Here is a 24,520-nt window from a genome sequence, read left to right as displayed (position 1 = left end):
TCCTTAAAGACTGTTGATCAGTGTCGAGAATGTGTCTTGCGCGACCTTGATGATCTGCGACGACGCGGTGTAGTACTGCTGAAACTTGAGCAGATCACTGGCCTCTTCATCCAGGTTGACCTGGGAAACCGAACCGCGACTGGCCTTTGCATAGGCCAGCGCGGCGCTGTTGGCCGTGCCATCGACACTGGCCTGACTGGCCTTGCCACCGACAGCGGACACTAACTGACTGTAGGATTCACCCATGCTGACGCCGGCACTACCGCCACTGACCCCCACGGTCGCCTTGGTCTGCAGGGCCAGCAGTTCGTTGGCATTACGGTTGTCCGCCTTGCCGTCTTTGTTGAACTTGATATCGAAACTGTCGCCCTTGCCCGGCGAGCCGCTGATCGTCGTGTCGAACCCAATGGTTTTGGCCGTGCCATCGGGGTTATTGACCGGATTGCCCGCGGCATCCAGCACTGGCACATTGATCGTGACCTTGTTGTCCTGGCCCGGAACAATACTGCCCTTGCCGATTTCGGCGCCCGCCTCGTTCAGCACGCGGTAGGTCTGCGTTCCGTCCTTGGCTTCATCGAAAGCGATCCGCACAGGCATCGCGCCTTCGATCTGGCTTTGCAACTGGCCAAGATCGGCTCCGCCATAGATATCCAGCATTGATGACAGGTTCGGGCCGCTCAATGCGCCCGTGCCCGTGTTTGAACTACCTTTATCAGCCACCAAAGGCCCGGCGAACGCCAACTTGTTGGGATCACTCAACTGCACCCCAATGTCGCTGGCACCATTGCGGGTCGGGCTGACCTTGAAGCTGTCGCCGGCACTCAAACCGCCACCATTGAGCTTAAGGGTGAAGCCATCAATCACGTCAGGCGGATTTTTGGTGACGTCAAACGGCCCCAGGGTGGTGCCGTCGGAACGTTTTACGGTGTAGTCCTTGTTGCTGGTAAACGTCACTTGATAGTCATACGGGGTCAGCGCGCTGCTGTCGCCGATAGTGACGTCCAGATTGCCGGAACCTGCGCTATTGCCGGTGGTGGCCAGGCTGCGCTGGCTGATGGCCTGAGGGCTGTTGATATTGTTGAACAACGAAGAACCGAACTCGCCGTTGGCATCCAGGCCCTGACCCATTTGCTTGTTGATCGCATCGGCAACCACCAGCGCGGTGCGCCCCAGATCATTGATCGCCGGGGCCAGCACGTCGTTGCGATAACGGACCAAACCGCCAATTTTGCCGCCAGTGATTACCGAGGTCACATCGATGCTGGACTGCGGGTAGTCGATCTGCAGGCTGAATTGGCTTTTATCGGTCTTGCCCGGTACCGCCGACAAGGTGTTGGAGGTATTGCCCAACACCAGCGACTGGCCGGTGCCCAACGATATATCGTAAACACCGTCGTGCTCTTGAACCTTGACCCCAACCAGCTCATTCAACGAGCGGACCGCTTCGTTACGTGCATCCAGCAGGTTGTTCGGTGTACTACCGGCAGTGCTTGCCTGAGAAATCTGCTTGTTGAGCGAGGCAATGGTGGCCGTGTGCTGGTTGACCATCGAGGTCAACGTGCTCAACTGGCTATTGATACCTGCATTCTGTTGAGTGAGCTGGGTCGAGATCGCGTTGAAACGGTTGCTCAAGGTCTGCGCATTAGTCAGCAACAATTGGCGCGCCGACATGTCACCGGGAGCGCTGGCAGCGGTTTGCAACGACGCGAAAAAGCTACCGAGCGCGGCAGAAACGCCGGTGCTTTTATCCGACAACAACTTGTCGACCGCTCCCACCTGATCGAGATAGGCCTGGGCGTCACCATTGAGCGAAGTGGTGGTCTGCAACTGAGCATCAACGTAGGAGTTATATGCCCGACGCACGTCGGCCAGGGTGGTGCCCGTACCGATAAACACACCACCGACCTGTTGCGAGCCTGCGCTACCCTGGACGATCTGTTGCCGCGAATATCCCGCGGCATTGGCGTTGGCAATGTTATTGCCGACCGTGGCCAGCGCCGCCTGGCTCGCATTCAGACCCGACATCCCGATACTGATCAAGCTCATGTTTCAAACCTTATAAATTCGTGGAGGAGCCGGCCGCAGCGTAGTGCTCGTAACTCTTCATTTGCTTGGCAATCTGCGAAATCTTGCTGGCGTAATTCGGGTCGGTGGCATACCCGGCCTTTTGCAACTCGCGTACAAACTGTTCCGGTTTATCGGCCGACTTCAGCACTTCTTGATAGCGATTGTTGCCCTGCAACAAGCTCACCAGGTCATGGAAACTGTCCTGGTAGGAGGTATAGGAACGGAACTCGGCGGTCTCCTTGACCATCTCGCCATTCCTGAACTCACTGGTGATTGCACGGGCCTGCGCACCCTGCCAGGTGCTGCCGGTCTTGATGCCGAACAGGTTGTGGCTGCTGGTGCCGTCCTGCTGGCGCATGACCGATTTGCCATAGCCGGTTTCCAGCGCCGCCTGAGCCACCAGGTACAGTGGATCGACGCCGATGCGGTCAGCGGCCTGGCGCGCCATCGGCAACATGGTGGCCACGAATTCGTCAGGTGAACTGAAGGATTTTTTCGCCGGTGCCAGCGGCGGCTGCGCCATGGCGCGGCCATAGACCTGCAAGCGACCGCGCTCCGCGGAATAGCTTTGTGCTGGCTGCCAATCCCCTTTGACCAGCGCATTGCCGGTGGTGGTAGCGCGATTAGGCAGCGTGGTATGGGCAGTGGTAGCGGCCGTCCCCGTGGCCGATGGCACCAGCCCCGCCAACAGGCGATCGGCCAGTTTGGGTGGCAAGGCCAGGCGACGCTGGTTGAGCAGCGCCATGTCATTCCCGTGGGCACCCTCGCCCACACCTTGCGGCGGGCTGACCGAGCGCGAAGCCCACAACGGACGCTGGCCGTTGAGCCGGGACAGTGGCCCGTTGGTCGCCGTGGTGCCGGCGGCAATTGGCGTCTGCACCGCCGCTTTCGCGGCTTCCTGCTTGGCTGCCGACAGCGCGGCCGCCTCGCCGGGCGTCAGCGGTTTGTTTTTCGACATCTGCCGCATCAGCACATCGGCCAGGCCAATACCACCGCCCTCGCGGGACATGGAAACCGCCAACTGCTGGTCGTACATTTCCTGGTACTGCTTGGCCGCCGCCGTGTTCAGCGGATTGTCCTGGCCCAGGGCGTCGGTGGCCGAGCGCATGGACTTGAGCATTTCATTGAGGAACAACGACTCGAACTCCTGCGCCACCTTGCGCATGTTGCCGTCGCTGTTCTTGTCGCCGACCTTGAGCTGGTTAAGCCGGTTGAGGTCCGAGTAGGAACCCGAATCGCTGCTGCTGACCAGGCCGCTCTTGTGAATATCCATACCCACTACCTCAAATCACGATCAGGTCGGCTTGCAAGGCGCCGGCCTGCTTCAAGGCTTCGAGGATCGCCATCAAGTCACCCGGTGCTGCCCCCACCTGGTTCACCGCACGCACGATCTCGTCGAGGGTGGTGCCCGGGCCGAACTTGAACATCGGCTTGGCTTCCTGCTGTGCGTTGACGTTCGAGCGCGGGACCACCGCTGTCTGGCCATTGGAGAACGCGCCTGGCTGGCTGACGATCGGGTCTTCGGTGATGGTCACGGTCAGGCTGCCGTGGGTCACGGCGGCCGGCGAAACCTTGACGTTCTGGCCGATCACGATGGTACCGGTCCGCGAATTGATGATGACCTTGGCCACCGCCTGCCCCGGATCGACTTCAAGGTTTTCCAGGATCGACAGGTAGTCGACGCGCTGGCTCGGATCGAGCGGCGCGGTGACGCGAATCGAACCGCCATCGATGGCCTGGGCGACGCCAGGGCCCAACATGTCGTTGATCTTGTCGACGATGCGCTTGGCGGTGGTGAAGTCCGAACGGTTGAGGTTCAGGGTCAGGCTGTTGCCCTGGTTGAAACCACTGGGCACTGCCCGCTCCACCGAGGCACCGCCAGGAATACGACCGGCCGACGGAACGTTGACGGTGATCTTCGAGCCATCACGCCCCTCGGCATCAAAACCGCCCACCACCAGGTTACCCTGGGCGACCGCATAGACGTTGCCGTCGATCCCCTTGAGCGGCGTCAGCAACAAGGTGCCGCCACGCAGGCTCTTGGAGTTGCCGATCGACGAGACTGTGATGTCGACCTGCTGACCCGGCTTGGCGAAGGGTGGCAGGTCGGCACTGATCGACACCGCCGCGACGTTCTTCAACTGCACGTTCCCCGAGCCCGGCGGCACCTTGATGCCGAACTGCGACAGCATGTTGTTGAAGGTCTGCAGGGTGAACGGGGTCTGCGTGGTCTGGTCGCCCGTGCCGTTGAGCCCGACCACCAGGCCATAGCCGATCAACTGGTTGGAACGCACGCCCGAAATACTGGCGATGTCCTTCAACCGCTCGGCCTGGACGCCGAGGGAAGTGGACAGCAACAACGCGGCCGCCATCAGGTGCTTGAAGTTCAGCATGGAAATAGTCATCACCTAGAAAGGGAACAGCGGGCTTAAGAAGAAACGGTCGAACCAGCCTGGCTGACTCGCATCGGCAAACGAGCCGGTACCCGAATAAGTGATGCGCGCATCGGCAATACGGGTCGAGGGCACGGTGTTGTCGGTGGCGATATCGTCCGCCCGCACCAGGCCGGCAATACGCACCAGCTCGTCGCCCGTGTTGAGGGTCATCCACTTTTCGCCGCGCACAGAGATGATGCCGTTGGGCAGGACGTCCGCCACCGTCACGGTGATCGAACCGGTCAGGCTGTTGCCCTGCCCCGCCTTGCTGTCGCCCTTGGTCGCGCGCTCACCGCTGTAGCCGGCCTCCAGGCTCAGGTCGCCACTGCCAAACGGGTTATTGGTGTTGGGCACGCTGCCGAACAACGAGGTCAGGCCGATGTCGGCCTTGCTGGTCTTGCCCACCTGGGAGTTGGCGTTTTTGCTGGCCTGGGTTTTTTCGTTCAGGGTGATGGTGATGATGTCACCGACCCGAAACGCCTTGCGGTCGCTGTACAGGTTCTGCTCGAACCCGGCCTGATAGATCGAGCCGTTGTTGGCCGCCGCCGGCAGTGGCGTGCGTGGCAACACGGGGGCGTAGTAAGGGTCATTGGGTTTCGGCGTCGGCCCGACGCAGCCCGCCAGCACGGCGATCCCACTCAGTGCGAGAACAGATACAAAGCGATTCATGACCCTAACCTCACGGTGTTGCAGGCGGCCTCACGCCGCCCCATAGACTGGATTACAGATTCTGCGTTACGAACGAGAGCATCTGGTCGGCGGTGGAGATCACCTTGGAGTTCATCTCGTAGGCGCGCTGGGTGGTGATCATGTTGACCATCTCCTCGACCGTGCTGACGTTGGAGGTTTCCAGGGTGTTCTGCAGCGTGGAACCGAAACCGTTCAGGCCCGGGGTGCCGACCTGCGGCGCACCGCTGGCGGCGGTTTCCAGGAACAGGTTGTTGCCCGTTGCCTGCAAGCCGGCCGGGTTGATGAAGTCGGCGGTTTGCAGGTTGCCGATCACCTGGGCCGCCGGGTTGCCGGCGATGGTGATCGAAACGGTGCCGTCACGGCCCACGGTGAAGGTCTGGGCTTCGTTGGGGATAACGATGGCCGGTTCCAGGGCGAACCCGGCGGAGGTCACGATCTGGCCATTGGAGTCCAGGTGGAAGGTACCGTCGCGGGTGTAGGACGTGGTGCCATCCGGTTGCAGGATCTGGAAGAAACCACGGCCGTCGATGGCCATGTCCAGCGGCTGCTCGGTGGTCTGCAGGCTACCGGCGCTGAAGTTCTTCTGGGTGCCGACGATGCGCACACCGGTACCCAGTTGCAGGCCCGACGGCAGTTCACTGTCCTGGGTCGACTGGGCGCCAGGCTGACGCTTGATCTGGTACAGCAAGTCCTGGAACTCGGCACGGTCACGCTTGAAACCCGTGGTCGAGACGTTTGCCAGGTTGTTGGAAATAGTCGTCAGGTTGGTGTCCTGGGCGGACAGGCCTGTCTTGGCAACCCATAGAGCCGGAAGCATTCGATTCTCCTCGTGCGCCTGTTTTACGGCGCGACGTTCTGATAATTAGCTGATCTGCAAGACCCGAGCCATGGCCTGGTCGTCTTCTTTGGCGGTGTTCATCATCTTGATGTGCAGCTCGAACTGCTTGGCCAATGCCAGCACCGATGTCATCTCTTCCACCGCGTTGACGTTGCTCGACTCGAGGAACCCCGACACCAGTTGCACGTTGGCATCGGCGGGCGCCGGCTGGCCGTCCTTGGTGTGGATCGAACCATCCAGTCCCTTGGTCATGTTCTTCAGGTCCGGGTTGACCAGCTTGATGCGGTCGACTTCAGCCATCACGCTCGGGCCTTCGCCCAGGGCACGGATGCTGATGGTGCCGTCCTGGCCGACTTCGATTTTCTGCTCGGGCGGCACGGCGATCGGCCCGCCATTGCCCATGACCGGCATGCCGTTGCCGGCGCGCAACACGCCCAGGGCATCGACATTCAGGCTGCCGGTGCGCACGTAGCTTTCACCGCCATCGGGGTTCTGCACCGCAATCCAGCCGTTGCCGCTGATCGCCACGTCGAGGTCACGACCGGTTTCCACCAGCGAGCCGGGGCTGAAGTCAGTGGCAGGACGTTCGCTCATGGCGAAGGCGCGCGCCGGAAAGCTGTCGCCAAACACCGGCATCGACCGCGCCTGCTCCAGGTCTTTCTGAAAGCCGTTGGTGGAGATGTTCGCCAGGTTGTTGGCATGGGCCTTCTGCGCCAGTGCGTTCTGGCTGGCGCCGGTCATTGCCACATAAAGGTACTTGTCCACAATCGTTCCTCTGCATGCCGGACGTTTGCCGCCCACTGCTGTACTGCGCAGGCTGTAGCAATTTGCAGACCAACTTGCGCGCAGAGGTTCGAAGTCCTTTAAACACAGGACATGAGGACAATCAGAGGGGAATGATGGAATGAGTCAAAGACGAAAAACCGGCGCACTTATGCCGCTTCGCGGCAATGCGTTCAAGCGCTGTTGCTGATCAGTACCAACCTTTGACCCCGCTCATGTCCGGTAGCTTGTGGGCGATGCCCTTGTGGCAGTCGATGCAGGTCGCCTGCCCCGTCGCCAGTGAAGTGGAATGCATGCTGACCGCGCGCTTGCCCTGGCGGGTGAAATCCATGAACTCGAAGTTGTGGCAATTGCGGCATTCCCTGGAGTCGTTGGCCTTGAGCCTGGCCCACTCGTGCTCCGCCAGTTCACGGCGCATACCGAGGAATTTTTCACGGGTACTGATGGTTCCGAAGACCTTGCCCCAGACCTCTTTCGACGCCTGCATCTTGCGCGCAATCTTGTGGGTCCATTCGTGTGGCACATGGCAGTCCGGACAGGTCGCACGCACGCCCGAGCGATTGGTGTAGTGAATGGTTTCCTGCAGTTCGACATAGACGTTGTCGCGCATCTCATGGCACGAGATGCAGAATTTCTCGGTATTGGTCGCTTCCAGCGCCGTGTTGAAACCGCCCCAGAAGATCACCCCGGCAATGAACCCCCCGAGTGTCAGAAAGCCCAGGCTGTAATGGACGCTGGGTCGACGCAGAATGGCCCAATAGTCTTTGAGCAGGACAAACAATGACTTCATGAGCGCTCCTCAAGGCTTCTGCGTGCTGTTGATTTCGTCTTGCAGCACCTGGTCAATATTCTTGAAGCTGTTGTTCACCAGCGGTTTCACGTCTTTCTGCGGCACGTGACACTGGTTGCAGAAATATCGACGGGGTGAAACCGCCGCCAGCGCCTGACCATCCCGGTCCATGTAATGGGTGATGCTGATCATCGGTGCCTGGGTGCGCGCACTGTTGGCCCGGCTATGACAAGACAGGCACTTGTTGCTGTTTTTATCGATGTAATAACCGCGAATGCTGTGGGGAATGGTCGGCGGTTGCTCGGGATAATTGCGCTCACGCTTGAGGTCCTTGTTTTCGTCTTCGGCAATCGGCGGCGCCGGCAACTCCTGGGTCAGGGTGCCACCCGCCCGCCGACCATCCGGCGCGGGTGCATCCAGCGGATAACCCGGCTGCGCGGCGAATGCCACCGGCAACCAGACCAGCAGCGCGGCAAGCAAGGACAGCGAACGACCATTCATCAAAGCTCTCCTTACGCTGTCTTGATCAGCTCGATCCTGACGGCGCATTTCTTGTAATCCGTCTGTTTGGAGATCGGGTCCGTCGCATCGAGCGTGACCTTGTTGATCAACCTGTTGGCATCGAAGAACGGCACGAACACCAAGCCCGGCGGCGGCTTGTTACGGCCTCGGGTTTCGATGCGCCCGCGCATTTCACCGCGGCGACTGATCACTTTGACTTCACTGCCGCGGCGGGCATTCAAGGCCTTGGCATCGTCCGGGTGCATGTACACCAACGCGTCAGGCACCGCCTTGTAGAGCTCTTCCACCCGCTGGGTCATGGACCCGGTATGCCAGTGTTCCAGGACCCGCCCGGTGCTCAGCCAGAACGGGAAGTCCGCATCCGGGGCTTCCGCCGGTGGCTCGTAGGGCAGCGCAAAGATGATCGCTTTCTTGTCGGGGTAGCCATAGAACTGCACACCGCTGCCCTTTTCCACGTAAGGGTCATAGCCTTCACGAAAACGCCAGAGGGTTTCCTTACCGTCGACAACCGGCCAGCGCAAACCCCGCTCGGTGTGATAGAGATCAAAGGGTGCAAGGTCATGGCCGTGGCCCCGGCCGAACTGGGCATATTCTTCGAACAGGCCTTTTTGCAGGTAGAAACCAAAGTCCTTGGCCTCAGAGTTTTGATAGGCGGCGTCCAGCTGCTCATTCGGAAACTGGTCGACCTGACCGTTCTTGAACAACACCTCAAACAGGGTCTTGCCCTTGTATTGCGGTGAGGTTGCCAGCAGTTCCGCGGGCCAGACTTCGTCGGTCGTGAATCGTTTGGAAAACTCGACCAGTTGCCAGAGATCAGACTTGGCGTCACCGGGCGCAGTCACCAACTGATGCCAGAACTGAGTGCGTCGCTCCGCATTGCCATAAGCGCCCTCTTTTTCGACCCACATCGCTGTCGGCAGAATCAGATCGGCCGCCTGCGCGGAAACCGTCGGGTACACGTCGGACACAATCACGAAGTTCTGGGGGTTGCGCCAGCCGGGCAGTACTTCCTGCATGATATTGGGACCGGCCTGCATGTTGTTGCTGGCCATGGTCCAGTAGACATTGATCACACTGTCCTTGAGCATGCGGCTCTGCTGCACCGCGTGGAACCCGATCTTTTCATTGACGGTACCCGGCGGCACCTTCCAGATTTTTTCCGCCTTCGCACGGTGCGCCGGGTTGGTGACCACCAGGTCCGCGGGCAGGCGATGGGAAAACGTCCCCACTTCCCGCGCCGTGCCACAGGCCGATGGCTGGCCGGTCAGGGAGAAAGGACTGTTGCCCGGCTCGCTGATCTTGCCGGTCAGCAGATGGATGTTGTAGATCAGGTTATTGGCCCACACCCCGCGCGTGTGCTGGTTGAAGCCCATGGTCCAGAATGAAACCACTTTGCGCTTCGGGTCCGCGTACAGTTGCGCCAGGGCCTCGAGGCGTTCGGCCGGCACCCCGGTTTCCCTGGCGGTGCGCTCCAGGGTGTAGGGTTTTACAAAGGCGGCGAACTGCTCGAAGTCGATATCGCTCCAGGTGTTCGCCTTGGCCGCATTCTTGGCCTTCATCTCCAGTGGATCATCGCTGCGCAGGCCGTAGCCGATGTCATCGACCCCCTTGGCGAACTTGGTGTGCTTGCTGACAAACTCCTTGTTCACCGAGCCACTTTCGATGATGTAGTTGGCGATGTAATTGAGGATCAGCAGGTCGGTCTGTGGCTTGAACACCATCGGGATGTCGGCCAGCTCAAAGCTGCGATGCTCGAAGGTGGACAATACCGCGACCTTTACGTCGGGCTGGCTCATCCGGCGATCCGTCACCCGACTCCAGAGAATCGGGTGCATCTCCGCCATGTTCGATCCCCACAGGACGAACGCATCGGTGACTTCGATATCGTCATAACAGCCCATGGGCTCGTCGATGCCGAACGTACGCATGAACCCCATGACCGCAGAGGCCATGCAATGACGCGCATTGGGATCGATGTTATTGGTGCGAAATCCCGCCTTCATGAGTTTGTTGGCGGCATAACCTTCCCAGACGGTCCACTGCCCGGAGCCGAACATCGCGATCGACTCGGCGCCCTTGTTTTTCAGCGCCTCCTTGAACTTCAACTCCATCACATCGAAGGCTTGCTCCCAGGAAACCGGCTGGAACTCGCCTTGCTTGTCATAGTGCCCGTCCGTCATGCGCAGCAGGGGCTGGGTCAGACGATCCACCCCGTACATGATCTTGGACAGAAAGTAGCCTTTGACGCAGTTCAGGCCACGGTTGACCTCGGCTTTCACATCACCGTGGGTCGCCACCACCCGGTTGTCCTTGGTCGCGACCATCACACTGCAACCGGTGCCGCAAAAGCGGCAAGGGGCCTTGCTCCAGTTCAAGGCGACCATGTCCTGTTCAGTAATCAGGTTGCTGGCCGAAGTGAACACCGGAAGCCCGGCAGCGGCCGCAGCAATCCCGGCAGCCTGGGCCTTGACGAATTCGCGCCGAGTCATAGGCATGCGTTTTCTCCCGTTACATCGAGTATCTCGTGATAGACGAGGGAGGCATTGAGCACACCCGGCAGGCGACCGATCTGCTCGATCCGCTGAAACATCTGGTGTTCGCCGTGCATTTCCAGCACGACCACCAGTTTTCCGTCAGGACTTTCCTGGTGCAGCTCAACGCCTTTGAGCAAGCGCAGGTTAGCCTTCACCGCGTCAAACAAAGCAGGACGGGCGAGCACCACCAGACTGGCGATATGGAGGGTTTCTTTCATGGCCAGCACACTCCTTGCCTTAGTACTGAACAGGACAAGCAATCAGTGAGGTGGCCCTGGGGGACCGAGCAACATCTGCAGGAACCAGACGAAAAACCCGTAGCCACCGACGATGGCGACCGATAACAGCGGAAAAAGAAAAACAATCAAGAACAGGAACAGTCGAGTTTCTTTGCGTACTCGTTGAGCGGGGTCATCTGCCGATGGCATGGTTAACGCTCCTGCCAAATAGTGCACTGAGCCTAGATGGCCTGCGGGGCAATTTCCATGATTTGGATCAGTGGCAGATCAATCAGGCTCAACAACCACCCGATCAAGATTGGCAGTGAGTAACCCTGGCCCGGCTTTGTGAGCGTAGCCCCTTGAGCACGGCATAGACATCAACGCTCGAGCTTGCCTATTTCATACTCGCGCAACTTGTTGGCAATCGTGGTGTGGGAAACACCCAGGCGCTTACCCAGCAACCGGCTGCTCGAATGCTCGGAATACAGTCGCTCCAGCACGGCTTTTTCAAAACGCCCGACGATCTCATCCAGCCCGCCCTCCAGCGAAAAATCCCCCAGCGGCTGGCGCACACCGTAATCCGGCAGGCGAATGTGTTCAGCCTTGACCGTGCCACCGTCGCACAAGGACACCGCCTGAAACAGCACGTTCTCCAGTTGCCGGACATTGCCGGGCCAGTGGTAGTGGCTGAGCCGCTCCATGGCCGCCGGCGCCAGCTTCGGCAACGGGCAGCCGATCTGCCGGCTGGCCTGATCGAGGAAGTGTTCCACCAGCGGTGTCAGCCCATCCAGGCATTCGCGCAGCGGCGGGATGTGCAGCGACAGCACATTCAAGCGATGGTAAAGGTCCTGACGGAACTCGCCCCGGGCGCACAGTTCCGACAAGTCGACCTGCGTGGCGCAGATCACACGCACGTCCAGGTACACCTCTTCATCGCTGCCGACCCTGCGGAAGCAACCGTCCTGCAAGAACCGCAGCAACTTGACCTGCAAGCGCGGGCTCATTTCGCCGACGCCGTCGAGAAACAGCGTACCGCCCGCCGTCAGCTCCAGCAGCCCGAGCTTGCCTTCGGCCCGCGCCCCTGCGAACGCGCCCGGTCCATAACCAAACAGCTCGGTCTCGGCCATCGACTCCGGCAATCCGGCGCAGTTGAGCGCCATCAGCGGCGACTGCCCGCGCGGACTGGCCAGGTGACAGGCGCGCGCCAACAGCTCCTTGCCGGTACCGGTTTCACCTTCGATCAACAGCGGCGCATCCAGGGGCGCCATGCGCCGTGCCTCACGGACCACCGCCGCCATGACCCGGGAGCTTTGGAAAATACTGTCGAAACCACGCAGCTCCTGCTTGCGCACGTTGTAGATGCGCTCGCCGACCCGGTCCGCCCGATGCAAGGTCAACACCGCACCGGCCATGGCTTCGCTGTCGTCATGCTCCGATTGCAAGGGGGCGATATCGGCCAGGAACACGTCGCCCTTGACCTTGACCCGCAAGCCATTGATCCGCGACTTGTTGGCGCGCACCAGTTCCGGCAGATCGAAGTCCTCGGCATAACGCGACAAGGGAATGCCCGGCACTTCGTCGACCCGCACACCGAGCAACTGCGCTGCCGCGCGGTTGGCCGCGACAATCGAACCGCCCATGTCGATCGACAGCACCGGAAACTCCAGGGCGCCGAGCAAGGCATTGAGCTCCATGTGCCGACGCTCGCTGGGCATCAGCCCTACGCGTTTGACGCCGAACACCCCGGCAATCGCCTCGAATTTCGGGCGCAAGGCCTGGAACTGAAGGTTGATCAGGTTCGGGCAATGCAGGTAGATCGCGTTGCCATGCTCACCGCCGACCTCGCCGCGAGCGACGTTGATCCCGTACTCCACCAGCAGGTTGAGGATGTCACGCAGAATGCCGATGCGGTTCTGGCAATGGACTTTGATACGCATATAAAGGCCCGAACGAGGAAAAATACGGCGTGCGGTGTGGATTTTTCTGCCGACGCACGAAGTTTGTCGTCAAGATTATGTGACAGGTGCACGGCTTTTCAAACCATGAAATCTCAGCAGTTACGTGACACAGGTCAATCCGTAACGAAAAGTTTACGAATTTCAGGATTTTTTCCTACGCTTACCCCTCACACCCTGCTGCAAGGTCGCGTACTTCGGGTTATCACTAGATCCATCAGCACGTCATAACAAGAATGTATCCCTTTGCAGGAGAGCAGTATGAAGCAGACGCAATACGTGGCCCGTGAGCCCGATGCGCAAGGTTTTATCCACTACACCGCTGAAGAACACGCGGTGTGGAATACGCTGATCACTCGCCAGCTGAAAGTGCTCGAAGGTCGTGCGTGCCCGGAATACATGGAAGGCATCGAGAAGCTCGGCCTGCCCCATGACCGTATCCCGCAACTCGACGAAATCAACAAAGTCCTCGGCGAAACCACCGGCTGGCAAGTGGCCCGGGTACCGGCACTGATTCCGTTCCAGACCTTTTTCGAATTACTGGCCAGCAAGCAGTTTCCGGTCGCGACCTTTATTCGTACCCGCGAAGAACTGGATTACCTGCAAGAGCCGGACATCTTCCACGAGATCTTTGGCCACTGCCCGCTGCTGACCAACCCCTGGTTTGCGGAGTTCACCCACACCTACGGCAAACTCGGCCTGCAGGCCACCAAGGAAGAGCGTGTCTACCTGGCGCGCCTGTACTGGATGACCATCGAGTTCGGCCTGGTCGAAACCCCCGAAGGCCAACGCATCTACGGCGGCGGCATTCTCTCCTCGCCGAAAGAGACCGTGTACAGCCTGTCCGGCGAGCCCGAGCATCAAGCCTTCGATCCGCTGGAAGCCATGCGCACGCCGTACCGTATCGACATCCTGCAGCCGCTGTACTTTGTCCTGCCAAACCTCAAGCGCCTGTTCGACCTGGCCCACGAAGACATCATGGGCATGGTCCATCAAGGTATGAAGCTGGGTCTGCACGCACCGAAATTCCCGCCAAAACCCAAGGCGGCCTGAGGCTCGCCGCAGTCGCGGCGAGCCCGAAAAAATAGTAACGTCTAACAAGAACCACATTCAGGAACACACCATGACCGCTCTGAACCAAGCCCATTGCGAAGCCTGCCGCGCCGATGCCCCACAAGTCAGCGACGAAGAACTGCCGGTACTGATCAAGCAGATCCCTGACTGGAACATCGAAGTTCGCGACGGCGTGATGCAGCTGGAAAAAGTCTTCCTGTTCAAAAACTTCAAATTCGCCCTGGCCTTTACCAACACCATGGGTGAAATCTCCGAGGCCGAAGGCCACCACCCTGGCCTGCTCACCGAGTGGGGCAAAGTGACCGTGACCTGGTGGAGCCACTCGATCAAAGGCCTGCACCGCAACGACTTCATCATGGCCGCGCGCACTGACGAAGTGGCCAAGGATGCCGAGGGCCGCAAGTAATGCATTTCGACGCCATCGGCCGAGTACCCGGCGACCCGATCCTCGGCCTGATGGAGGCCTATGCCCAGGACAGCAACCCATGCAAGTTCGACCTGGGCGTGGGGGTCTACAAGGATGCCCAGGGCCTGACGCCGATTCCGCAGTCGGTGAAACAGGCCGAACTGCGCCTGGTGGATCGTCAGACCACCAAGACCTACATCGGTGGCCACGGTGATGCTGCGTTCGGCAAGGTGATCAAGGAGCTGGTGCTGGGCGCCGACTCCGCGCTGATCGCCGAGCAGCGCGCCGGCGCCACCCAGACACCGGGCGGTACCGGCGCCTTGCGCTTGAGCGCTGATTTCATCGCTCAGTGCCTGCCGGGCCGCGGCATCTGGTTGAGCAACCCGACCTGGCCGATCCACGAAACCATCTACGCCACCGCCGGCCTCAAGGTCAGCCATTACCCGTACGTGGGCAGCGACAACCGGCTCGACGTCGAGGCGATGCTGGCCACCCTGAACCTGATTCCCAAGGGCGACGTGGTACTGCTGCACGCCTGCTGTCATAACCCGACCGGTTTCGACCTGTCGCAGGATGACTGGTACCGGGTGCTGGACGTGGTTCGCAGCCGCGAACTGCTGCCCTTGATCGACTTTGCCTACCAGGGCTTTGGCGATGGCCTGGAACAGGATGCCTGGGCTGTCCGGCTGTTTGCCGCCGAACTGCCTGAGTTGTTGATCACCAGTTCCTGCTCGAAGAACTTCGGCCTGTACCGCGACCGCACGGGTGCGCTGATCGTCTGCACCCGGGATGCCGAGAAGCTGGTGGATGTCCGCAGCCAATTGGCGCATATCGCCCGTAACCTGTGGTCGACACCACCGGATCACGGTGCGGCCGTGGTGGCAACCATCCTCGGCGACCCGGAGCTGAAACAACTATGGGCCGACGAAGTGGAAGCCATGCGCCTGCGCATCGCGCAGCTGCGTTCGGGTCTGGTGGAGGCACTGGAGCCGCACGGTTTGCGCGAACGCTTTGCCCATATCGGTGTGCAACGCGGGATGTTCTCCTACACCGGCCTGTCGCCGGCACAGGTGAAAGACCTGCGCGACCACCACAGCGTGTACATGGTCAGCTCCGGCCGGGCCAACGTGGCCGGCATCGACGCCACGCGCCTGGATCTGCTGGCGCAGGCCATCGCCGACGTCTGCAAGTAACCCCTCGGCAAGGCAGGTTCCCCGTGGCGAGGGAGCTTGCTCCCGCTCGAGCACGCAGCGGTCGCAAAACCAGTATCGAGCTCTCACTGAACGAACTCATTGCCTGGCTTTTGGGGCTGCTCCGCAGCCCAGCGGGAGCAAGCACCCTCGCCACAAAAGCTGTTCACAGCCTCGCCTCTGCGGCCATCTGTCGCAGAAAATCGAGATAAAAGTCTGTTTGTCATCTCCCCTGCTGTATCCTGCCGAGGCTTTTTAAAAGCGCGGTTCTACACAGCGATTTAAAAACAGACTTTGCGAGGAGCAATCACCATGCACGAGATTCCCAATCTCCCCTTCCCAAGCCTGCACGAAACTGAGCAGACAACCCCGCAACAAGCCGGCGCCCAACAGCCCGAGCGCAAAGAAGCCACTGGCAGCCGCAAGGCCGACAGCGAAGACTAAGCGTTAGACCCAGACCGTGTGGAAAGCGCTCTCTCATGCGCTTTCCACACCGCCTGAAACCCGAGACCCGCTCCATGACCGACACCTTCGACGAACACCAGGCCAGCGCACTGATCAACGCGGCGGAAAAAATGATCGACGTCTGGAGTCGCCTGACACCCGAGAAACAAGCCCTGCTACTGGCCCGCTTTGGCAGCCAGGAGAAAGCCCTCGCGGCCCTGGTCACTACCCAGATGCTGGCCCCCGCCAAACCCTGATCACCCTGCAACACCTGGCGCCCGACACGTAGCGTCAATTTCTCCCCCTTCGCGCATCCAACCACCGGTATCATAAGCAGCCTATCTATCCTGCTGTCCCGTGGACGTCCCCCCATGCCAGATACCCAGCGCCCCTTGGCGGTCACGCTGCAAGTCGTTTCAATCGTCCTGTTTACCTTCATCGGTTATCTGAACATCGGCATTCCATTGGCCGTACTGCCGGGTTATGTCCACAGCGACCTGGGCTTTGGCGCGGTGATCGCTGGCCTGGTGATCAGTGTGCAATACCTGGCCACCCTGCTCAGCCGCCCGTACGCCGGACGGATCATCGACAACAAAGGCAGCAAACTGGCGGTGATGTATGGCCTGGCCGGGTGCGGGCTGAGCGGGGTGTTCATGCTGCTGTCCGCCTGGACGCAACACCTGCCGACGCTGAGCCTGATCTGCCTGCTGGTGGGCCGCCTGGTGCTCGGCAGCGCGGAAAGCCTGGTAGGTTCAGGCTCCATCGGCTGGGGCATTGGCCGGGTCGGCGCACCGAACACCGCCAAGGTCATTTCCTGGAACGGCATCGCCAGTTATGGCGCGTTGGCGGTCGGCGCCCCGCTGGGCGTGCTGCTGGTCCAGCGGTTCGGGCTGTGGAGCATGGGCGTGAGCATTGTGTTGCTGGCAATCATTGGCCTGCTGCTGGCCTGGCCGAAGACCGCCGCGCCCATCGTTGCCGGCGAGCGCCTGCCGTTCATGCATGTACTGGGACGGGTCCTGCCCCATGGCTGCGGCCTGGCGCTGGGTTCGATCGGCTTCGGCACCATTGCCACCTTCATCACCCTGTATTACGCCACCCGACACTGGGACAACGCCGTACTGTGCCTGAGCCTGTTCGGCGCCTGCTTCATCGGCGCGCGCCTGCTGTTCGGCAACCTGATCAATCGTCTGGGGGGCTTTCGGGTGGCCATTGCCTGCCTGTCGGTCGAAAGCCTCGGCCTGTTGCTGCTCTGGCTCGCACCGGACGCCCATTGGGCGTTGGCGGGCGCGGCGTTGAGTGGGTTCGGGTTCTCGCTGGTGTTCCCGGCATTGGGCGTGGAAGCGGTGAACCTGGTGCCGGCGTCCAGCCGTGGTGCGGCCGTTGGCGCTTACTCGCTGTTCATCGACCTGTCCCTGGGGATCACCGGACCGCTGGCCGGGGCAATAGCCGCCGGCTTCGGCTTCGCCTCGATCTTCCTGTTTGCGTCCCTCGCCGCCTGCTGCGGCCTGATGCTCAGCGTCTACCTGTACCGCCAGGCACCGAAACATCGGGAACTGCGCTAGGGTCTGTTGACGCTTGGAGGCGGCCGCGACGGATGCCACCAAACGTCAATAGCCCCTAGTAGTCGACTTTACCGCGTCCGGCCTTGATCGAGCCGCGCTTGGTCTTGGACTCCAGCCGACGTTTCTTCGAGCCCAGCGTCGGCTTGGTGGGACGGCGCTTCTTTTCTACCTTGGTGGCGGCCAGGATCAGTTCGGTCAAACGCTCCAGGGCGTCGGCACGATTCTGTTCCTGGGTCCGGTATTGCTGGGCCTTGATGATGATCACCCCGTCACTGGTGATCCGGCTGTCGCGCAACGCCAACAGCCGCTCCTTGTAGAATTCGGGCAACGACGATGCCGGAATGTCGAAGCGCAGGTGCACGGCACTGGAGACCTTGTTGACGTTCTGCCCGCCCGCACCTTGCGCGCGAATCGCCGTCAATTCGATCTCGGCATCGGGCAGGTGCACATTGTTGGAAATCACCAGCATGGAAAAGCGTCCGTGTTCAGAGCGCGCAGGATACCGCATATGCGGGAGCGGGCTTGCTCGCTCCCACGGGGAAATGTGTGAACCCTGAAAACAACAAACCCGGCACAGGGCCGGGTGTGTTGTTGAAGCCAGAGGTGCTTACTTCACGGCAGGCGCCGCATTCAGCACCGGTTGCGCACTGCGCTTGTTCTTGATGCTGTAGCAGACCCACATGAACACGAGCCATACCGGAATCGCGTACACCGAGACCTGGATGCCCGGGATCATCAGCATGACGCCGAGAATGAACACCACGAACGCCAGGCAGACGTAGTTGCCATACGGGTACCACAGCGCCTTGAACAGCGGTGTTTGCTTGGTGCGATTCATGTACTGGCGGAACTTGAAGTGCGAGTAGCTGATCATCGCCCAGTTGATCACCAGGGTCGCGACCACCAGCGACATCAATAGCTCCAGCGCGTGTTGCGGGATCAGGTAGTTCAACAGCACCGCCACCAGGGTCACCGCCGCCGAGGCCAGGATCGAACGCACCGGTACGCCGCGCTTGTCGATCTTCGCCAATGCTTTCGGCGCATCGCCCTGCTCGGCCATGCCCAGCAGCATGCGGCTGTTGCAGTAGGTGCCGCTGTTGTACACCGACAACGCCGCGGTCAGAACCACGAAGTTGAGGATGTGTGCCGCGGTGTTGCTGCCCAGCATCGAGAACACCTGGACGAACGGGCTGCCGCTGTAGGCATCGCCGGACGCGTTAATGGTGTTCAGCAGGCTGTCCCACGGGGTCAGCGACAACAGAATGACCAGGGCGCCGATGTAGAAAATCAGGATCCGGTAGATCACCTGGTTGATGGCTTTCGGGATCACGGTTTTCGGCTTGTCGGCTTCTGCAGCGGTAAAACCGAGCATTTCCAGGCCGCCAAAGGAAAACATGATGATCGCCATGGCCATCACCAGGCCACTGACGCCGTTAGGGAAGAAACCACCGTGTTCCCACAGGTTGCTCACCGCGGCTTGCGGGCCGCCGTTGCCGCTGACCAGCAGGTAGCTGCCCAGGCCAATCATGCCGACGATCGCCACGACCTTGATGATCGCAAACCAGAATTCGGCTTCACCAAAGACCTTGACGTTGGCCAGGTTGATCACGTTGATCAGCACGAAGAACGCTGCCGCCGAAGCCCAGGTCGGGATTTCCGGCCACCAGTAGTGCACATACTTGCCAACGGCCGTCAGCTCCGACATGCCCACCAGGATGTACAGGATCCAGCAGTTCCAGCCCGACAGGAAGCCTGCGAAGCCGCCCCAGTACTTGTGGGCAAAGTGACTGAACGAACCGGCCACCGGCTCTTCAACGATCATTTCGCCCAGTTGGCGCATGATCATGAAAGCGATGAAGCCACAGATGGCGTAGCCGAGGATCATCGACGGGCCGGCCGACTTCAATACGCCGGCAGAGCCCAGGAACAATCCGGTACCAATCGCGCCACCGAGGGCGATCAGTTGAATATGACGATTTTTCAGGCCGCGTTTAAGCTCGCCTGAATGCGAGTTTTGTCCACTCATGAAAAGGGTCTCACGCAAGGTTTGATGATGTTCGTTAAGACGTTGCTGCTCGAATCGGGATTAAGCAGCGCCGATCAAACCCCAGCGCAGGCACCAGGAGTTCAGCGTATTTACAACAGTCATGCGTCACCTGTTTGTTCTTATCTGTGACGAAATCGAACCCGTCGCGCTCGTGACGCGGCGGAGTGAACAAGGCGGATAGCCTTGAGGTTTGCGTGGTTACGCAAGGAGGTCACAGGTAAAACGCGGCGCATTGTACACCTGTAACCCCCTGCCGCCAGACCTCGCAGGAATCAGCGTGTCGGTTGCCGGGATTGCCTGTGTCCGCCACGACAGGGTCGGGCGACTGCAAAAATGGGGTCAGACCTTTGCGGGTCAGTGACGGGGGTGACGGAAAAATCGCCCCACGAAGAGAGATGAAGATGACTCACGGCGTACATTGCGCCTCCTTCTTGTTATCCACCTGCACGACAGGCATGGGGCGCATGACACCTTGCATGAGCCCGTGAAACAAGCGGGCTAGAGCCCTGGCAAACGACCAGGAAGACAACCGGCGGCAGGATTTTCTTACAGCGTCCGAAAGATGACGATTCCACAGGCTTAAGCCGGGATTTTCGTCAGGTTTTCGTTACAGGCCGTAACATCGAATTTCCAGGCTGGAGGTCACATGGCTTGCACTCACCACGCAAATGAACGCCGAACATATACCCCGTGGCGAGCGAGCTTGCTCGCGCTGGGGCGCGAAGCGGCCCCGGCAAGACTATCGCAGTCTTGCAGACAGACCTCGGTGACCGGTCTTGGGGCTGCTGCGCAGCCCAGCGCGAGCAAGCTCGCTCGCCACGAGGACAGCGTTCAGGCTTGATTGAGCGGCTTTACTGCAGGCGCGATCTTTGTGAGCGCACCGGGCGGCGTTCCGCTTCCCCGCGAAATCAACACAAAAAAAACGCCAACCCGAGGGTTGGCGTTTTCATCCGCAGCTTATCGCTTGAAGCTTATGGCTTGAAGCTTAAGACTGCTTCACTCCGGCTTGCGACGGCCAAAGCCTGGGCGCTGACCGGAACCGGCCGGTGCGCCACGACGCTTGCCTGACGGCGCGTCACGGTCGACCAGCACGATGCCTGGGCGCTTCTTCGGCGCTGGCTTGGCCGGGCGCTTGGTGTCGACCGGACGATCTGCTACCGGCGTGCCGCGACCGGCTGGAGCACCACGGCCTTCGCCACGCTCGGTGCGACCGTTGGCCGGACGCGGCGTGCGTGGACCGCGCTCGCCATCCTGGTGTGGCGCTGGCTTGCGACCTGGACGCTCGCCTTCGATCTGCGGCTCACGCGCCGGACGCGGTACGGAAGCCGGTGCGCCAGCGGCTGGACGCAAAGTGCGCACGCGCTCGGTCTTGGCCATTGGACGCGACGACTTGCGCTGCATGCGATCAAGCTTGTCTTTGCTCTTGGCGTTCATCTGCGGCATCGCGACCGGCGTCAGGCCAACCTCGGCACTCAGAATGTCGACTTCGTACTGACTCATTTCGCGCCAGCGGCCCATCGGCAGGTCGGAGTTGAGGAACACCGGACCGAAACGCACACGCTTCAGACGGCTGACCACCAGGCCCTGGGATTCCCACAGGCGACGCACTTCGCGGTTACGGCCTTCCATCACCACGCAGTGATACCAGTGGTTGAAGCCTTCACCGCCTGGCGCTTGCTTGATGTCGGTGAACTTGGCCGGGCCGTCTTCGAGCACGACGCCCGCTTTCAGGCGCTCGATCATTTCGTCGTCGACTTCGCCACGCACACGTACCGCGTACTCGCGGTCCATTTCGTAGGAAGGATGCATCAGGCGGTTGGCCAGTTCACCGTCGGTGGTGAACATCAGCAGACCGGTGGTGTTGATGTCCAGACGACCGATGTTGATCCAGCGACCTTCTTTCGGGCGCGGCATCTTGTCGAACACGGTCGGACGGCCTTCCGGGTCGACACGGGTGCAGATCTCGCCATCGGGCTTGTTGTACATGATCACGCGGCGAACCGACTCAGCCGCTTCTTCACGCTTGATCACCTTGCCATCGATGGTAATGGCGTCGTGCATGTCGACACGCAGGCCAAGGGTGGCGTCTTTGCCGTTGACCTTGATCCGGCCGTGGCTGATCCAGGCTTCCACGTCACGGCGCGAGCCGACGCCGATACGGGCGAGGACTTTCTGCAGCTTTTCGCCTGCTGGGCCGATTTCCTGGTCGTCTTTCTGATCGTTGATACTCATCTGGGCACCTCCCGGTGTGGTCTGTTCAGGGCTGAGCCTGAAGCGTTGAAAACTGATCCTTTGACGAAGGGATCGCCAAAGGGGTGCGAATCATACGCGCATGGCGCCACTTGCGCATCAGAGACTAGCTGATAAACGGTCGGTTACTGGTTTTTCCGCCGACCGGCTGCGTCAATCATCGAGTGCGCGGCGTTCGGCCTCGATCGCTTCGGCCAGCGCCAGGGCTTCAGCCTCTTCGTCGCTCAGTTCGGGCTTAGGTGCAGGCTTTTCGAGGGCAGCCACGGCGGCGAGCAATTGCTCACGGGCCTGGGCGACGCCGAGGACGTCTTCTTCAGGCGCTTGCGGGGTTACGACTTGAGGCTCGGCTTCAGCTTCGGCTTCGGCTTCGGCTTCAGCTTCAGCTTCAGCTTCAGCTTCAGCTTCAACTTCGGTTTCCATTTCAACCGGAGTGTCGTCCGACCTCGGCCAATCCCCCTCGCTCACCTCGCCATCACGCAGCAAGTCATCGAAATCGGTCTTGATCCCCTCCTCCATCGAGTCCAGTTCCAGCAGCAAGGTATGGAAACTGGTTTCCTCCTTGGGCTCTTCCGGTTCGGCGCTGGCGTCGGCCAGGTCCTGCAGGCTCTGTGGAACGGGGGCATCGTCGAACTCGAGCATCGGCTCGGGTTCCAGTTCGCGCAGCTCGGCCAGGGGTGGCAGGTCGTCGAGGTTCTTCAGGTTGAAATGGTCGAGAAAGGCCTTGGTGGTGGCAAACATCGCCGGCCTGCCCGGTACCTCTCGGTAACCGACGACCCTGATCCACTCGCGCTCCAGCAGGGTCTTGACGATGTTGCTGTTGACCGCCACACCCCGCACATCCTCGATCTCGCCACGGGTGATCGGCTGGCGATAGGCGATCAGGGCCATGGTTTCCAGCATCGCCCGCGAATAGCGCTGGGGGCGCTCTTCCCACAGACGTCCGACCCAGGGCGCGAACTTTTCGCGAATTTGCAGGCGATAACCCGAGGCCACTTCCTTCAGTTCAAAGGCCCGGCCGTCACAGGACTTGGCAAGGATCGCCAGGGCCTTCTTGAAGACGGGCGGCTCCGGGCGCTCGCCCTCTTCAAACAGCTCGAACAGCCGCTCCATCGATTGCGGCTTTCCCGAAGCCAACAGAAAGGCTTCAAGCAATGGCGCCAGCTCGCGGGGTTCACTCAGGTTCATGGATTTTGCTCGTTATTCGGCTCGCGCCCGCACATGGATCGCCGCAAAGGGCTCATTCTGCACCAGCTCGACCAAGGATTCCTTGACCAGCTCGAGGATCGCCATAAAGGTCACGACCACACCCAGGCGTCCTTCTTCGGCGGTGAACAGCTCGACAAAGGGCACAAAACCACCGCCCTTGAGCCGCTCCAGCACATCGCTCATGCGTTCGCGGGTCGACAATGCCTCACGGCTGACCTGGTGGCTCTCGAACATATCGCCACGGCGCAACACCTCGGCCATGGACATCAGCAACTCTTCCAGACTCACGTCCGGCAGCAGCTTGCGCGCCCGGGCTTGCGGGGCGTCCAGCCTGGGCACCACCACATCGCGCCCGACCCGGCTCAGCCCATCGATGCCCTCGGCAGCCGCCTTGAAGCGTTCGTACTCCTGCAAGCGCCGAATCAGCTCGGCACGCGGGTCGTCTTCTTCCTGTTCGATTTCCACCGAACGCGGCAGCAGCATCCGCGACTTGATCTCGGCCAGCATCGCGGCCATCACCAGGTACTCGGCGGCCAGCTCCAGGCGTACCGATTGCATCAACTCGACATAGCCCATGTACTGGCGGGTGATTTCCGCCACCGGGATATCGAGGATGTTGATGTTCTGTTTGCGGATCAGGTACAGCAACAGGTCGAGCGGACCTTCGAAGGCCTCGAGAAAGACTTCCAGCGCGTCCGGCGGAATATAGAGGTCCAGCGGCATTTCCATGACCGCCTGGCCATAGACCATGGCAAACGGCAGTTCCTGCTGGGCGCCGGCCTGGCTGTCGAGGCTTTCTACCACCGACATTCAGGCCTCGACCATGAACGGCTTCGGGTCGCCGCAACCGACGCGGATCACTTCCGGCTCACCGTCGGCCAGGTTAATCACGGTGGAGGCCTTGATACCGCCAAAACCGCCGTCGATGATCAGGTCGACCTGATGCTCGAGCATCTGACGCATTTCGTAAGGGTCGCTCAACGGGTCGCTGTCACCGGGCATGATCAGGGTCACGCTCATCAGCGGCTCGCCCAGCTCCTCGAGCAGCGCCAGGGCAATCGGATGACTCGGCACCCGCAGGCCGATGGTGCGCTTTTTCGGGTGCAGCAACAGGCGCGGCACTTCGCGGGTGGCATTGAGAATGAAGGTGTAAGGCCCCGGCAGGTGCGCCTTGAGGATCCGGAACGTACCGGTGTCGATTTTGGCGAACAGCCCAAGCTGCGACAGGTCGCTGCAGATCAGCGCAAAGTTGTGCTTGTCGTCCAGTTGTCGCAGGCGACGTACGCGTTCTATGGCATTTTTGTCGCCGATCTGGCAGCCAATGGCGTAGGACGAGTCGGTGGGATAGATCACCACACCGCCATTGCGGATGATTTCGACGGCCTGCTTGATCAGGCGCACTTGTGGGTTTTCCGGATGAATCTGGAAAAATTGACTCACATTTTCTACCTGTTCAGACGACGGCAATACTGATGGCGTGAAAACTACTGCAGGCTCCGCGCGCAA

General features: G+C 60.6%; 24 protein-coding genes. 6 read left to right on the top strand and 18 right to left on the bottom strand.

From position 1 onward, the window contains the following. Window positions 1–3: 3 nt before the first annotated feature. The 12 genes from flgK to AC3WQN_RS02080 form a co-directional block, all read right to left on the bottom strand. Entirely contained in the window at window positions 4–2,046 is a 2,043-nt protein-coding gene (gene flgK, locus AC3WQN_RS02135; RefSeq protein WP_103400627.1) for a flagellar hook-associated protein FlgK, read from the bottom strand. A gap of 10 nt (window positions 2,047–2,056) precedes the next feature. Further along, window positions 2,057–3,340 carry a flagellar assembly peptidoglycan hydrolase FlgJ gene (flgJ, locus tag AC3WQN_RS02130; RefSeq protein WP_103400626.1) on the bottom strand — a complete coding sequence of 428 codons (1,284 nt, stop codon included), beginning with the start codon at window positions 3,338–3,340 and terminating at the stop codon, window positions 2,057–2,059. 10 nt (window positions 3,341–3,350) lie between these two features. Further along, complete coding sequence (locus AC3WQN_RS02125; protein WP_095080164.1) at window positions 3,351–4,460, bottom strand: flagellar basal body P-ring protein FlgI; 1,110 nt, start codon at window positions 4,458–4,460, stop codon at window positions 3,351–3,353. Between the two features lie 15 nt (window positions 4,461–4,475). Beyond that, entirely contained in the window at window positions 4,476–5,171 is a 696-nt protein-coding gene (flgH, locus tag AC3WQN_RS02120; protein WP_095080165.1) for a flagellar basal body L-ring protein FlgH, read from the bottom strand. 52 nt (window positions 5,172–5,223) lie between these two features. Continuing rightward, complete coding sequence (gene flgG, locus AC3WQN_RS02115) at window positions 5,224–6,009, bottom strand: flagellar basal-body rod protein FlgG (protein ID WP_103400625.1); 786 nt, start codon at window positions 6,007–6,009, stop codon at window positions 5,224–5,226. A gap of 45 nt (window positions 6,010–6,054) precedes the next feature. Continuing rightward, window positions 6,055–6,795 (bottom strand): flagellar basal body rod protein FlgF, encoded by a 741-nt coding sequence (locus tag AC3WQN_RS02110; RefSeq protein ID WP_103400624.1) that lies wholly within the window; start codon window positions 6,793–6,795, stop codon window positions 6,055–6,057. A 208-nt stretch (window positions 6,796–7,003) separates the two neighbouring features. Next, window positions 7,004–7,603: a cytochrome c3 family protein gene (locus AC3WQN_RS02105; RefSeq protein WP_103400623.1), complete on the bottom strand. Its 600-nt coding sequence runs from the start codon at window positions 7,601–7,603 to the stop codon at window positions 7,004–7,006. Window positions 7,604–7,612: 9 nt separating this feature from the next. Further along, on the bottom strand, window positions 7,613–8,104 hold the full coding sequence (locus tag AC3WQN_RS02100) for a nitrate reductase cytochrome c-type subunit (RefSeq protein ID WP_103400622.1): 492 nt from the start codon (window positions 8,102–8,104) through the stop codon (window positions 7,613–7,615). An 11-nt stretch (window positions 8,105–8,115) separates the two neighbouring features. Next, window positions 8,116–10,620, bottom strand: coding sequence for a nitrate reductase catalytic subunit NapA (napA, locus tag AC3WQN_RS02095; RefSeq protein WP_103400621.1), 2,505 nt, complete (start codon window positions 10,618–10,620; stop codon window positions 8,116–8,118). Next, the gene (locus tag AC3WQN_RS02090) at window positions 10,611–10,877 is read right to left on the bottom strand and encodes a chaperone NapD (RefSeq protein WP_095080171.1); all 267 of its coding nucleotides are present in this window, start codon (window positions 10,875–10,877) and stop codon (window positions 10,611–10,613) included. Before AC3WQN_RS02090 ends, napA begins: the two co-directional genes overlap by 10 nt. Before the next feature lie 42 nt (window positions 10,878–10,919). Beyond that, complete coding sequence (locus AC3WQN_RS02085) at window positions 10,920–11,087, bottom strand: nitrate reductase (RefSeq protein WP_103400620.1); 168 nt, start codon at window positions 11,085–11,087, stop codon at window positions 10,920–10,922. Window positions 11,088–11,257: 170 nt separating this feature from the next. Continuing rightward, complete coding sequence (locus AC3WQN_RS02080) at window positions 11,258–12,817, bottom strand: sigma-54-dependent transcriptional regulator (protein ID WP_095080173.1); 1,560 nt, start codon at window positions 12,815–12,817, stop codon at window positions 11,258–11,260. A gap of 279 nt (window positions 12,818–13,096) precedes the next feature. On the opposite strand from AC3WQN_RS02080, the gene phhA reads away from it, so the two are divergent. The 6 genes from phhA (at window position 13,097) to AC3WQN_RS02050 (ending at window position 17,511) form a co-directional block, all read left to right on the top strand. Then, window positions 13,097–13,888: a phenylalanine 4-monooxygenase gene (gene phhA / locus AC3WQN_RS02075; protein WP_095080174.1), complete on the top strand. Its 792-nt coding sequence runs from the start codon at window positions 13,097–13,099 to the stop codon at window positions 13,886–13,888. A gap of 70 nt (window positions 13,889–13,958) precedes the next feature. After that, window positions 13,959–14,315 carry a 4a-hydroxytetrahydrobiopterin dehydratase gene (locus tag AC3WQN_RS02070; RefSeq protein ID WP_095080175.1) on the top strand — a complete coding sequence of 119 codons (357 nt, stop codon included), beginning with the start codon at window positions 13,959–13,961 and terminating at the stop codon, window positions 14,313–14,315. Next, window positions 14,315–15,508, top strand: coding sequence for an amino acid aminotransferase (locus AC3WQN_RS02065; RefSeq protein WP_103400618.1), 1,194 nt, complete (start codon window positions 14,315–14,317; stop codon window positions 15,506–15,508). The genes AC3WQN_RS02070 and AC3WQN_RS02065 overlap by 1 nt, the downstream gene beginning before the upstream one ends. A gap of 309 nt (window positions 15,509–15,817) precedes the next feature. Beyond that, window positions 15,818–15,949 (top strand): hypothetical protein, encoded by a 132-nt coding sequence (locus tag AC3WQN_RS02060; RefSeq protein ID WP_256577056.1) that lies wholly within the window; start codon window positions 15,818–15,820, stop codon window positions 15,947–15,949. Between the two features lie 74 nt (window positions 15,950–16,023). Further along, entirely contained in the window at window positions 16,024–16,206 is a 183-nt protein-coding gene (locus AC3WQN_RS02055) for a hypothetical protein (RefSeq protein ID WP_095080398.1), read from the top strand. Window positions 16,207–16,320: 114 nt separating this feature from the next. After that, window positions 16,321–17,511, top strand: coding sequence for an MFS transporter (locus AC3WQN_RS02050; protein WP_103400617.1), 1,191 nt, complete (start codon window positions 16,321–16,323; stop codon window positions 17,509–17,511). A gap of 55 nt (window positions 17,512–17,566) precedes the next feature. On the opposite strand, the gene arfB is transcribed toward AC3WQN_RS02050, so the two are convergent. The 6 genes from arfB to AC3WQN_RS02020 form a co-directional block, all read right to left on the bottom strand. Continuing rightward, window positions 17,567–17,980, bottom strand: a complete 414-nt coding sequence (gene arfB / locus AC3WQN_RS02045) for an alternative ribosome rescue aminoacyl-tRNA hydrolase ArfB (RefSeq protein WP_103400616.1) — start codon at window positions 17,978–17,980, stop codon at window positions 17,567–17,569. A gap of 138 nt (window positions 17,981–18,118) precedes the next feature. After that, complete coding sequence (locus AC3WQN_RS02040) at window positions 18,119–19,537, bottom strand: amino acid permease (protein WP_095148586.1); 1,419 nt, start codon at window positions 19,535–19,537, stop codon at window positions 18,119–18,121. Between the two features lie 1,017 nt (window positions 19,538–20,554). Continuing rightward, window positions 20,555–21,790, bottom strand: a complete 1,236-nt coding sequence (gene rluB / locus AC3WQN_RS02035; protein WP_103400615.1) for a 23S rRNA pseudouridine(2605) synthase RluB — start codon at window positions 21,788–21,790, stop codon at window positions 20,555–20,557. A gap of 171 nt (window positions 21,791–21,961) precedes the next feature. After that, a complete protein-coding gene (gene scpB, locus AC3WQN_RS02030) occupies window positions 21,962–22,993 on the bottom strand; it encodes an SMC-Scp complex subunit ScpB (protein WP_103400614.1) in 1,032 nt (343 codons plus the stop codon). Between the two features lie 12 nt (window positions 22,994–23,005). Further along, window positions 23,006–23,824: a segregation and condensation protein A gene (locus tag AC3WQN_RS02025; protein ID WP_095145649.1), complete on the bottom strand. Its 819-nt coding sequence runs from the start codon at window positions 23,822–23,824 to the stop codon at window positions 23,006–23,008. After that, a complete protein-coding gene (locus AC3WQN_RS02020; RefSeq protein ID WP_103400613.1) occupies window positions 23,825–24,454 on the bottom strand; it encodes an L-threonylcarbamoyladenylate synthase in 630 nt (209 codons plus the stop codon). It abuts the gene before it with no gap. Window positions 24,455–24,520: the final 66 nt, after the last annotated feature.

It is taken from the genome of Pseudomonas sp. FW300-N1A1, assembly GCF_058789115.1.
Note: the sequence above shows the minus strand (reverse complement) of the source record. Positions and strands in the feature narration are given on the sequence as shown.